This is a genomic window from Pedobacter sp. WC2423, assembly GCF_040822065.1.
In the GTDB taxonomy this organism is placed as follows: Bacteria; Bacteroidota; Bacteroidia; order Sphingobacteriales; family Sphingobacteriaceae; genus Pedobacter.
Map to the genome: position 1 here is coordinate 4,567,138 of NZ_CP162005.1, position 12,637 is coordinate 4,579,774.

The 12,637-nt window shown below is 39.7% G+C and carries 10 protein-coding genes and 1 riboswitch; of the genes, 2 read left to right on the forward strand and 8 right to left on the reverse strand.

Features of this window, described 5'->3' with window-relative positions; genetic code table 11:
- Together AB3G38_RS18945 and AB3G38_RS18950 are read right to left on the reverse strand one after the other, a co-directional pair.
- On the reverse strand, window positions 1-3,168 hold the full coding sequence (locus AB3G38_RS18945; protein ID WP_367865359.1) for a SusC/RagA family TonB-linked outer membrane protein: 3,168 nt from the start codon (window positions 3,166-3,168) through the stop codon (window positions 1-3).
- Between the two features lie 134 nt (window positions 3,169-3,302).
- Window positions 3,303-3,412, reverse strand: a riboswitch (SAM riboswitch).
- A gap of 216 nt (window positions 3,413-3,628) precedes the next feature.
- A complete protein-coding gene (locus tag AB3G38_RS18950) occupies window positions 3,629-4,561 on the reverse strand; it encodes a universal stress protein (RefSeq protein WP_367865360.1) in 933 nt (310 codons plus the stop codon).
- Between the two features lie 180 nt (window positions 4,562-4,741).
- Here AB3G38_RS18950 and AB3G38_RS18955 point away from each other — a divergent pair, with 180 nt between their 5' ends.
- Entirely contained in the window at window positions 4,742-5,695 is a 954-nt protein-coding gene (locus AB3G38_RS18955) for a GNAT family N-acetyltransferase (RefSeq protein WP_367865361.1), read from the forward strand.
- On the opposite strand, the gene AB3G38_RS18960 is transcribed toward AB3G38_RS18955, so the two are convergent.
- Genes AB3G38_RS18960 through AB3G38_RS18985 form a run of 6 tightly spaced genes read right to left on the reverse strand, consistent with a single transcriptional unit; the run spans window position 5,692 to window position 11,787 of the window.
- Window positions 5,692-7,035 carry a DUF58 domain-containing protein gene (locus AB3G38_RS18960; protein WP_367865362.1) on the reverse strand — a complete coding sequence of 448 codons (1,344 nt, stop codon included), beginning with the start codon at window positions 7,033-7,035 and terminating at the stop codon, window positions 5,692-5,694. The genes AB3G38_RS18955 and AB3G38_RS18960 overlap by 4 nt on opposite strands.
- Before the next feature lie 12 nt (window positions 7,036-7,047).
- On the reverse strand, window positions 7,048-8,016 hold the full coding sequence (locus AB3G38_RS18965) for an AAA family ATPase (RefSeq protein WP_367865363.1): 969 nt from the start codon (window positions 8,014-8,016) through the stop codon (window positions 7,048-7,050).
- A gap of 2 nt (window positions 8,017-8,018) precedes the next feature.
- Window positions 8,019-9,197 (reverse strand): DUF4350 domain-containing protein, encoded by a 1,179-nt coding sequence (locus AB3G38_RS18970; RefSeq protein WP_367865364.1) that lies wholly within the window; start codon window positions 9,195-9,197, stop codon window positions 8,019-8,021.
- Window positions 9,194-9,958, reverse strand: coding sequence for a DUF4129 domain-containing protein (locus AB3G38_RS18975; protein WP_367865365.1), 765 nt, complete (start codon window positions 9,956-9,958; stop codon window positions 9,194-9,196). Before AB3G38_RS18975 ends, AB3G38_RS18970 begins: the two co-directional genes overlap by 4 nt.
- A gap of 1 nt (window position 9,959) precedes the next feature.
- Window positions 9,960-10,835 carry a hypothetical protein gene (locus AB3G38_RS18980; RefSeq protein WP_367865366.1) on the reverse strand — a complete coding sequence of 292 codons (876 nt, stop codon included), beginning with the start codon at window positions 10,833-10,835 and terminating at the stop codon, window positions 9,960-9,962.
- Entirely contained in the window at window positions 10,828-11,787 is a 960-nt protein-coding gene (locus AB3G38_RS18985; RefSeq protein WP_367865367.1) for a stage II sporulation protein M, read from the reverse strand. The genes AB3G38_RS18980 and AB3G38_RS18985 overlap by 8 nt, the downstream gene beginning before the upstream one ends.
- Before the next feature lie 83 nt (window positions 11,788-11,870).
- Here AB3G38_RS18985 and AB3G38_RS18990 point away from each other — a divergent pair, with 83 nt between their 5' ends.
- On the forward strand, window positions 11,871-12,602 hold the full coding sequence (locus tag AB3G38_RS18990; protein ID WP_367865368.1) for an RDD family protein: 732 nt from the start codon (window positions 11,871-11,873) through the stop codon (window positions 12,600-12,602).
- Window positions 12,603-12,637: the final 35 nt, after the last annotated feature.

The window sequence follows — 12,637 nt, forward strand, 5'->3', positions numbered from 1 at the left end:
TTAGAATTTGAAATTAAGATTGAAACCGATAGTACGGACAGTTGGCAATCCAAGATCTTCGAGACCTTGACCATTACCTGTGTTAAACGCAGACTCAGGATCTATATTAGGTACATTTTTATGCAGGATGAATAAGTTTCTGCCAACTGCTGAGATCGTTGCACTTTGCAAACCAATAGATTTTATCCATTGATCAGGTAAAGTATAACCTAATTTGATTTCTCTAAGTTTGATATAGGTAGCACTGTAAACAGATGCTTCATCGATGTTGTTCAAAGATTTATAATACTGACTCGCCGGAATGATGGTATTGTTCTGAGAACCATCTGCTAAAGAACCTTTGAAGATCATACCATCATCATATAGTGTTGCACCTGCCGGAGCAGCACCACCAGGCGTAATTTGTATAGCTTTACCAGCAGCATTCTTATAATAACTCAGCCCGCCGTTTTCAGTACCACGGCCCGGAAGGGTAGAAGCCAGTACGCCTGTATAAGTTCCGGTCGCATTGGTTCCTGAGTAAATTTTACCGCCAACATGTGCATCAACCAATACGCTTAAATTAATTCTTTTGTAAGTGAAACTATTGGTGATCCCGCCTAACCAGTCTGGAGTATATTTTCCAAGGCTTTTTTTAGAAGGACTTGCCTGTGGTGTTCCGTCTGCACCAACAATAATATCTCCGGCAGCATTCCTGTCATAAGCAGTCCCGAAAATTGTACCATAAGGTTGTCCTACCGCGGCCAGAATCTGCACTGACCCGTCAACTCCCAGCTGATAACTTTGTACGCCCTGGTAAAGATCTTTTACTTTACTGCGGTTCTTTGAATAATTCACAGTGATATCCCAGGTAAAGTTTTTTGTTTTGACAGGTGTTACCCCCAATTGCGCTTCAAGTCCTTTATTGTTAATTGTACCCCCATTTACCAGTTTTTTTAAGAAACCCGTAGTCGGGCTGACATCCAGACTTAAGATCTGGTTGATACTGTTGGTATTGTATACACTGAAATCAACACGAACTCTGTTTTTGAACAACCCAACTTCAAAACCTGCTTCCGTAGACTTGGTTGTTTCTGGTTTCAGGTTTGGATTCAAATCTACCTCACTCAGGTTTTGTTGTGGATTACTATCAAATGGGGCAGTGAAAGAATAATTATTAATCAATTGATAAGGGGAAGCATCCTTACCCACCTGCGACCATCCACCACGAAGTTTGGCAAAGTTCAGTACGTCACCTTTGATGTCAAATGCTTCTGTAAGGATTAAACTCGCATTGACCGAAGGATAGAAATAAGAGCGGTTTTGAGAAGGCAAAGTTGATGACCAGTCATTTCTGGCTGTAAGATTCAAATAAGCATAATTTCTGAATCCCAGTTGAGCAGAACCAAATGTACTGTATACCCTTTGTTTACTATAGATGTTAGAAGAGATAAGCGGATCGCGTGAATTACTAAGCGTGTAGAGGTTATTAACGGCCAGTTTAGGAGCTTTCTGGTCATTGCTCTCAAAAGTAGTCGTTCTTATATTTCCACCTAATAAGAGATCAAGGTTGAAATCAGCATTTAACTTTTTAGTGAAATCCAGTCTTGCTTCCGTGTTGTTCTCGTTGAAAGTATAAGCGTCTTCTTCATACGAACCAAATGGGGTACCATTTGTTCCATAAGCGATTCTGATCTTTCTGCGGTCATTATAATAATCATTACCCGTTCTGAAGTTCGCAGATAAACCATCTATTATTTTGTAGTTTAATTCTGCACTTCCGATCAGTCTGTTACGAACCTGACCTACCGTATTTTCGTAGGCAACAAAATATGGATTACTGTAATAGCTATTGTTCCAGTTGATATCTTTTCCATTCGCATCTTTGTAGGTCTTTAATTGATCTACATCAACCTGACGGCCAAACCAGGTGAACTGCAACATGGTGCTGCTTGCTCTTTTTCCACCTGAACCTGGCAGGTTTGCACTCGTGTTTACATAATTAGCTGAGGCATTAAAAGTCAGCTTTGGTGTTATTTTATAAGTAGTATTTAGTAAGAATGAGTTTTTTGACTGAGAAGAGTTCGGAATAACACCTTTCTGATCCAGGTTATTATAAGAGAAACGTAAATCATATTTATCTCCTGAACCTGAAATTGCAATTCCATTATTCAAAGTGTAACCTGTATTAAAGAAGTCACGCACATTATTTGGATGTGCGATAAAAGGCACGGGTACTCCGTTAGAATTAAATTGTGGGATTAAACGACCGTCCAATCTTGGGCCCCAGCTTTCATCAACGCCATCATTCAGACCTCCGCCTTTACCATCTACATAGCTGAACTGACCGTTGGCACCTTGTCCGAATGAATTCTGATAAGATGGAATGGTTAACAAAGTAGAAAAGGTAGCATTGGAGTTTACACTGATTCCTAAACCCGGAGAGTTTTTACCTTTTTTCGTGGTAATCAATACTACACCGGCCGCAGCACGGGAACCGTAAAGCGCGGCGGCGTTAGGGCCTTTCAGCACACTCATCGATTCAATATCTTCCGAATTGATATCAGAAATCGTATTCGCAAAATCCCGCGAGCCACCTGAACCTAAATTTTGTGAATTGTCTACCGGTACTCCATCGATTACGAACAGGGGTTGATTGTTTCCTGAAATAGAAGTTTCTCCACGGATAATAATCCTGGAAGAACCCATATCTCCCTGGCTGTTGGTGATCTGTACACCAGCTACCTTACCTGATATAGAATTCAGCAAGTTGGTTTCTTTTGCTTCGGAGATATCTTTTGATTTTAACTCCTGTACCGAATAACCTAATGATTTTTTCTCTTTAGGGATATTCAAAGCCGTTACTACGACTTCGCTTAATTCATTAGAAGATTCATCCAGCTGAACAGTTACCGGATTTGTTGAAGTTACTTTGATTTCCTGAGTCGCATAACCAATAGATATGATTTTTAAGATATCATTTGGTTTAGCGATGATGGAGAACTTACCATTTCCATCAGTTTGCGTACCCGTATTTGTGCCTTTAACGGAGATGCTTACGCCAGGGACAGGTTGGCCGTTAGATTTCTCGGTGACCACTCCGGTAATTTTAGCGGTTTGTGCCGCAGCAGTCTGTACGATTATAAAGGATAGCAGGATCCCGAATAAGTATTTGTAAGTTTTATACATATTAATGGTCTAGTTATATAATTGGTGTATTTAATTCAATTTATTACATATGGTGTCCTTTGAACAGCGCTATTTATCAGGAATAATTAAGGGAATAGATGACAGCAACCGATTTATTTTATAGGTATATCTGTCACTTATCTTTTCCGCTTAAAGTGGATAGGAGTTAGCACCTTTTACAATCTGGGGTGTATAGGTTGCTAAGACTTCATAGGGCCTTTCCCTCGGTCTTTCTTGATAAGTAGAAATCAATGAACAGCTAATTGTCGGGCAAATATATAAATAAACTACTAAATCTATAGTATATATTTTATTAGTAGGATATTTTGAGATTTGGCAGACAATTGGTTGCTGTTTTGAAAAGGTAAATTACCTGAAAAAGGCCATTCTCTGGTTAAAGAATGGCCTTTTGATTTAGAATTGGAAATTTGTTTATGCTATATCTTTTTTTTATGTCAGGCTAACTGAGTGCAGCAGCGATTATATTTTCCTGGTAACCAGATTCCAGGCTTGAGTTCAGTCCAGGCTCCGCATTTTCTGCACAAGGGAAAATAAGTAGTGGTAAATTAGTATTTGCTGCCATCTTTTGTGTATTGCTTAAATTGAAAAGCTGCTCCAGAAAAGTTTTATGGCGATGTACCATCACGAACAAATTACAGGTCACATTTTCTGCCAGCCATTTTAAACCTGTTTTAACAGGCGTATGTTCCACTGCCCGGTAATAAATTTTGGGGTAATTTATTTTATTGGCTACATCTTCCAGAAAGTTGGTGACTAATTTTTTAGTATCGGCTTCTGAGGTATCCGGATGCTGTATATGGGCTAATGTAATTTCTGCGTGAGATGGTTTTGCGAATGCTGTCAGTGCCTGAATAATATCCAGATCACTATCCTCCATATCTGTTGCGAAAACAAGCTTGTCCAGCTTTTTAAAGCTTTGGTTTTCTGGTACGATCAGTACAGGCAGGGATACAGCACCTATAATTTCGCGCATATGGTTACCCATAATCAAAGAACCCAAACCTTTCCGGTGTGTGCCCATCACTAATAACATCAGGTCCCTGTCTGAAGATAATCTATGAATATGCCGGTATAGAGGCCCTTCCTGGCATTTGAAGTCTATAACAGGTCTGAAGGCATTAACCGGAAGCGTAGAGAGTTCTTCTGCTAACCTGGCGCCCAGTGTACGCAACTTTTCTTCACTGTCTTTTTGTAAAATATTGTAATCTTCCATTGACCAGTAAACCTGTCCACCTAAAGGTTCGGCCATGGGTACTAAAAAGGAATTATATAGGGTAAGATTTGCCTGAAGATGTTGTGCAAGACGTACAGCATAACGTGCAGCATTTTCTGCACTGGCGGAAAAATCGGTTAGTACGGTTATCTTTTTCATAGGAGTCGTATTTGAGTTTACTAAAGTAAAAGTGGTGATAAACAGGCTGTTTACCTGTGATCTCCATCATCTTATCGGATGACATTCATCATCAGAATTACGAGTTTTCACTGCTTGTCTTTTAAATTATAAAAATACTTGTTACATTTACGTAATCAGTTACGTAAATAAGTATATACAATGGAGTTTTTTAATCAGGTAGGTAAAAAAGCAATAGGAAGCAGGCTGAGGATGCTGACAGAAAAGATTACAGAAGATGCCGCTCAGATTTATCAGTGCTATGGTATCGATATGCAACCCAAGTGGTTTCCGGTTTTCTATGTGCTTTCACAGGGAGAAGCGATGACCATTACTGCGATCGCTAAAGAAATTGGTCATTCCCATCCTTCAGTCAGTAAAATTATTGGAGAGATGGCAAAAAAAGGTTTGGTTGACGAGAAAAAAGATGAAACCGACGGTAGAAGGAATATGGTCAGCCTCTCCCCAAAAGGAGAAGAGATCACTGTAAAAATACAAAATCAGTATGCTGATCTGGATAAGGCGGTAGCAGATATAGCAGCACAGTCCAGAAACGATTTATGGAAAGCCATGGAAGAGTGGGAGTTTTTATTAGGACAGAAAACACTTTTACGCCGTGTGCAGGAAATTAAAAAAGAGCGGGAAAGTAAAGAAGTTACTATTGTGAACTATGTGCCGGAATATCAGCAGGCCTTCAGAGCACTCAACGAACAATGGATCTCCAAATGGTTCAAAATGGAGCAGGCAGATTATAATGCACTTGATGATCCGCAGGGTTATATTTTAGACAAAGGAGGCTATATACTGGTTGCGCTGTATCAGGGTGAGCCCGCAGGTGTCTGCGCATTAATCAAGATGAATGATCCGGACTATGATTACGAGCTGGCTAAAATGGCGGTATCTCCGGCTGTACAGGGAAAAAGTATTGGCTGGTTACTGGGAAATGCAATCACTCAGAAAGCAAAAGAACTGGGCGCTCAGAAAATATACCTGGAAAGCAATACGATTCTGAAACCGGCTATTAACCTGTACCATAAGTTAGGTTTTGTGAAAGTAGCTGGCCGGATCACTCCATATGAACGCTGTAATATTCAAATGGAACTTGTTTTAAGCTAGATTTTCTGTTGTGCTTTGATAGCCAGATAACGGTTAACCACATTGACCGTTAAATTTTCTGGTGAAGTCAGGATACTGAGAATACCATGTTTTGCCAATTCTTTGACCATAAGCCGCTTTTCGTAGACAAACTTCTCTGCGATAGTTTTAATGTAAATGCCTTCCACATCCCGGGCAGGCAGATCACTCATTGATTTGACGGCTGTATTTTCGAAAAAGACAATCATCAGCAAATGAAATTTAGCGATATGTTTTAAAAAGGGAAGCTGTCTGTGTAATGCAGACATGCTTTCAAAATTTGTGAAAAAGAGAATCAGACTACGCTGTTTGATTACACTGCGGATAGCCAGGTGCAGCGCTTCAATATTGCTTTCCAGATACTGTGTTTTTTCTTTGTACAAGACTTCCATTATTTTGCCCAGCTGGCCGGGTCTGCGTTCTGCGGAAACAATACTTCCTATCTTTTCCGAAAGCGTGATCAATCCAGCTTTGTCATCTTTTAATAAGGCTACATTGGACAGGACCAAGCTTGCATTAATCGCGTAATCCATTAAACTTAACCCATCAAAGGGCATTTTCATTACTCTCGACTTATCAATGATACAGTAGATGTGTTGTGCTTTTTCTTCCATAAAAGAATTTACCATCAGCTCACCCTTTCTGGCCGTTGCTTTCCAGTTTACGGTACGGTAATCATCGCCCTGCACATAATTCTTTACCTGATCAAACTCCATACTTTGTCCAACACGCCTGATTTTTTTAATTCCTATCTCAGTCAGTCTGTTTGAGATAGCCATCAGCTCATATTTACGCAGCTGAAGAAAAGAAGGATAAACGGGAACAGTATGTGCCTTTCCGAAATTAAATCTGCGGGAAACCAGACCCAGTGGTGATTGGACATACAGCCGCGTCTGCCCAAACTCATATTCACCTCTTTTGACCGGCCTTAATGCGTAGGTGATTGTTTTCTGTTCGCCGGCTTTTAAACTGCTTTTAAACCATAAATCTCTTTTTTGAAACTGAAAAGGGATTTCATCAATAATTCCAATCGCTATAGGGAAGGTAAAAAAGCTTTCTACATAAATATGAAGCTCATTGTCATCTCCATTACTCAATCTTTCGGGAAGATCACGGCGTAAAAACATGCCTTTACCACTGAACAACAGCACCAGGTCAATACATACCAGCAATAAGAGCGCCCAAAAGCAGATATAAGGCAAATCGTCCAGCCAGGGCAAAAAGAAGGTAAACAGAAATAAGCTGATACAAAAGCCTAAACCAGCAAACAGTCTTTTACCCAAAAAAAGGTCTTTGTAATATTTAATGAATAAATGTTTCAATCTCTTTGTGGTTTACCTTGGGATCTCTATTTTTTGAATAATCTGCGCGACGATATCACCGGGTGTTAAACCTTCCATTTCTTTATCAGGACTTAGCATAATCCGGTGTGCAAGTACAGGAGCTGCTACCTTAATGATATCTTCAGGGGTTACAAAATCACGCCCCTGCATTGCGGCTATGGCTTTTGCCCCATTAATTAATGCTAGAGAAGCACGTGGTGAAGCACCCAGATACAGTGATTTATTATTCCTGGTTTCATGAACAATTTTTGCTGCATATTCAATTAATTTGGGCTCTACATGTAAAGCTTTAATCAGTGCGCGGCAAGTTTTGATCTGGTCGATACTTAAAACGGCTTTGATCTCTTTCAGTTCATCTTCCAGCTTATGCTGATGTTGTCTGGACAAAATAATGATCTCTTCTTCAAGCGTAGGATATTTAATCTCTATCTTAAATAAAAACCGGTCTAACTGTGCTTCTGGCAACCGGTAAGTTCCTTCATGCTCCACTGGATTTTGTGTAGCCAGTACCATAAAAGGTTCATCCATCGGGTAGGTATGACCATCTACAGTGATCTGACGCTCTTCCATAACCTCAAACAGGGCTGACTGTGTTTTTGCGGGGGCACGGTTGATTTCGTCAATCAGAATAATATTTCCGAAAACCGGGCCCTTTCTATATTCAAAGGATGCTGATCTCGGGTCGAATACAGAAGTACCCAGTACATCTGAAGGCATCAGATCTGGTGTAAACTGAATTCTTGAAAAGACAGCATCGATGCTTTTTGCAATGAGCTTGGCACTGAGTGTTTTAGCGATTCCCGGAACGCCTTCGAGTAAGAGGTGCCCATCGGCCAGAATACCGGCAATGAGGAAGTCAATAGTATCTTTCTGGCCTACAATGATATGGCCAATTGATTCCCTGATCTGCTCTACTGCCAAATTAAGCTGTGTAAGGTCGGTTCTTTGAGCTGTTTCCATTATTATTTCGCTTGATTATAAAATTTCTCTATTAATTTGTTCAGTTCAATCAGGAGCGTTTCGGTAACTTTACTTCCATGATGAATCGTATTAATGACTGTAAATAACTGCCTTGTTGTTTCCTCCTGGGCGCCTGATATCAGCACTAAAGAGGAAATAAAATCTTCGTCTGTTTTTAAAGTTTTCAGGCGGTAGGTTAACCGGACATATTCTAAAAAATAATTGATTTTCTTTTGTGCAATATCACTATGGTCACGCTGCTGATAATATACCTTTCCAACCACGGTCACAAATTCAGCAGAGGAATTCTTTAAAGGCAGTAAAACAGGAATAATCCGCTGTCTGCGTTTCATTTCAAATAAGACAAAGACCAGTAAACCGGCCAGCGCCAGGCAATAAGACCAGCGTAACTGATCATGTTTGAAAAAGACCCTTAAAATAGAGCCGCTTTCTGCATTACCCTTTGTGTTGTTTTCATCCCAGATCAGTGTTTCACCGGTTTGCAGGTAAGAAAGTGCTTTAGCAGCATAAGCGGCACCCCCAGGCTGGAGTAAACTATAATTAGTGAATAGTTGTGGATCAGGCAATACATACAGTGCGCCTTTACCAAAAGTATATTTTACAAAATTCACTTCTCCACCGCTGTTCCTTCCCAAAACTGTACAGCGGGAAGTGTCAACAGCTGTGAAATACTGATTTCCCAGCCCCTTGTCAAAAACATAACCACTTTTTGCTTTCAGCGCAGGGTTTACAAAATTGATGGAATCAGGTTTTATTTTGGCAGATAAATTTATGTTTGTTTCTAGTTTAAGGGTGTCATTCAGGAGCTTTCCAAGATTAAAAGCTGCAATGAATACCTGGTTTCCTGCATGCATAAATTTCACCAGCTCCTGATAATCGAGCTTATCAAATTTAAGACTGCCGGCTATAAAAAGATAATTGGCTTTTTGATAATGCTGATTCTTTAATGTATTATATACAGGCAGTCTGCTGGTTTTAAATTGTACACCCGGAAAAATACTTTCCTTTTCCTGGTTTAAAACATAAAGTCCGTAAGGAATTTTATCTTCTTTGAGATAAGTGGGGTTCCAGTCAGTTGGTTTTGGCTTATAATATTGTGCAACCAGGTATAAAATTAGTACCGCGGCACTGCCAATCAGATATAATTTCATTCCTTTCATCGCAAAGCTGTATTAAACTGATCATAACTATTTCGTACTTGCTTAAAGTTTTCCTGATCAATAAAAAAATCACCATACCAGATATATTCAAACTGCGTGGTCAGTAAGCTGAATTGTGCTCTTTGCTGCGGATCAGTAATTTCTCTGATATAAGTTTGATTGGTCTTTTCGGGCTGCCAGTTAATCAGATTTCTGCTGTTCAGCTTTTTCAGGGAAAGCAGGTACATTAACCTTACTGCAAGTCTGTAATTGGCATTTTGAATGGCCTGATCTATTTCCGTGTTAAAGTCTATTTCGTGAATATTATCGGCAGACTCTGCATAAGGGATAGCTATCGCTTTCGATTTGCCCATAAAGAGTTTAAAATCGACACCTGTGAATTTAATTACTCCAAAGACAATTAACGCTATGAAAGCTGAGATGATAATATACCTGACGAAATTTACTGAATAGTTGATTCTTGCAATGCCTGACAGCTTTCTCCAGAACCATGCCCAGAACCGGTCCCATAAACCCGAATCAACTGGTGCTGGCTGGTCATATTTAAAATCCGTTTGCTGACTGTAAGTTTTCAGCTTTTGCGCATCAAAATTTCTGAGTTGTATTTTACTGCTGTCACTCCTGAGTAGTTTTACTTTCGAAGGTACAGTTTGAGTAGTTTCCGCCTGTACAGTCAGCTTAGTCCGGACAGACTGCTTTGCCTGAACAGGAAAAAACTGTGCAGTGAATACAAAAAGAAAAGCGGACAGGTATTTTAACATGTTAATATTCTTCTTGATCAGGGATGAGGTTTTCCTGTTGTCCCATTTTTTGAATACGATCCATCAAACCAGTACTGTTCTTGCGTTCAGAAAGATTAAAATAGCAAAGAGAAATACCTATAATGGGAATGATCATAAAAACCTGGCAGAGATACTGAATAACCGTAGAAATGATAATTACAGTATCGCTCAGGCCTTTAGGACCGTGAGTCAGCGTACTCACCATGGTTAAAATAATAGCAGGTAAAGAGGCCATAGAAGTTGTGGCAGAAGTAATCACCCAAAGGATAAATATTGTAGCTGCTGTAACCCACCATTGTTCTTTTAATAACTTGAAAGACTGGCTGAAGGAATAGCCCAGGCTTGCATTTTCAAAAATCATGATTGGAGTCATCAGTGAAATGGCAGGAAACATATAAATACCAGGAATCAGACAGAGGGCAAAACTGACAACCAGGAGCAGACCAAGCAGGAAATTACTCCCAAATACCCGGAGAAAGTAATACTTGAAATAACTCCATACTTCTTCTACAGTTGGGGCAACATTTCCTTTCTCTATGTATAAAGCGATAAAGCTGAGCATAGAAACATTTAAAGCCGTGTAACCTAGTATTCCGATCAGCACGACAAAGAAATAAGTAATAGAGAACAGGCTTGCTACTCTGCCATAAGTACTTAGCACATCCATATTTCTGATGTCACGCTGCATACCTATCTGCTGGAAAATTGCTGCAATCATTCCCGTTACAATGAATATCCCACAGAAATAGACGAAGACTTTTAATAAGGGTTTGAAATTCTCTTTGAAGAACCGGACTGTATCGTTAATAATATCTCCAAATTCACGGAGCTTTTTGAATTCTACTTTTTCAGACATTTTGGTGTGGATGATTACGTTTGGAAAGAGTTAATGGATACAGAATGACATACCAGATGATAAAAATAAGCGACAGGCCTAAAATACCTGTACTCAGCCACAACGGCATTCCGGTATGACGGGTAATAAAGCCTTCAAAAAAGGCGGCAACCAGCAAAATCGGGACAATGCCCAATGCGATTTTGGTGCCATCCTTAGCACTTTGCTTAAAGGCTTGAAAGCGTGTATATGTTTTTGGGAAAAGCAGGCCATGCCCTAGGACCAGGCCGGCAGCCCCTGCAATAATGATAGCCGAAATTTCTAAAGTACCATGAATCCAGATCACTAAGATGGATTCTATGCCCAGGCCTCTGCTGAAAAAATAATATTCAAAAGAACCCAGCATAATCCCGTTTTGCAGCAGGTAGAAAATCGGGCCAATGGATAAAAATATACCGCTTACAAACATCAATAGCGATACATAAATATTATTTGCTGCAATAGAGAAGAACATGGGGAATTCTGAAGTCTGCTTGTATACGCCAAAAGGATCGCCTTTAGCGATGTTCTCATTCGTCATATTTACATAGCTGTCACCTAAGATCAGCCTGATAAACTGATCGTCATATTTTGCTGAAAGAACACCTATAGCAGCTGAAATTGTAAAAAACAGGAAAGCATATAACAATTGCATCCGGTAAGTATAAAACAGTACAGGCAGTTCAAACTTCCAGAAATTAATAAACCTGTTTTTATCTTCTTTTTTATTCTTATAAATAGACTGGTGCAGCGTGGAAGCCAATCCATTCAGATAACTGGTTGTTTTAGATTTGGGGTAGAATGTTTTAGCATAAGAGAGATCATTTGTGATATCTATAAAGCGGTCTGCAATTTCATCCGGATGAGTTGCAGGTGAATGCGCATAGGCCTTCCATTTTTCGGAATTCTGTTTAACGAACAAGGCCTCCCTCATAGCGAATCTAATTTTCGGTTAAAATACTGACAAAAAGTGATTTTGCAAGAATTAATTAAATATCAATATTATATTTGTTTTTTATGGAAACAATAAAGGTAAACACCACTCAGCATGTGGATATTGACTATCCTGTTGCTGGTTTAGGCGAACGTATAGCGGCAAGAATGATAGATTTTGGTGTGCTGCTCGCAGTATTTTTATTGCTTGTATTTTTTATCGGGGTAATCTCAGTGCCCAGAGCTAATGTTGTTTCTATTGTTGTGTTTGTGCTTTATGGAATAGCCTTTGTTTTCTATGACCTGATCTTTGAAATTTTCTTCAGCGGTCAGAGTCCCGGAAAAAAGTTAATGAAAATTAAAGTGATTAGCCTTGATGGCGGACAAGCCGGTATTGGCCAGTACTTTATCCGCTGGTTATTCAGATTGGTTGATTTTTGGCTGACTGGACAAATAGGGGGCTTGCTTTGTGTCGCTTTATCCGAAAATAAACAAAGAATTGGAGATCTGGTTGCAGGAACTACAGTGATCAGGACTATTGGACGTACCACACTCGAACAAATTGCTTTTGCACCCGAAGCAGAAGAATATATACCTGTTTTCACCAGCGTTTACCTGCTCAATGATCAGGAAGCTGAGCTGATCCACGAAGTGTTGACAACTTATTATCAGACTGCACATTATGAACTGGTTTATGCGATGGCCGATAAGATCAAGGCACGTCTGGGGGTGAGTTTACCCGCGGGGATGCATGAACTGGATTTCTTAAATACGATACTTAAAGATTATAACCAGGTGACTTCTGCTGCCCAGTAAATCCTGTTGAATAAAAAACCAATTTATACAAAAAA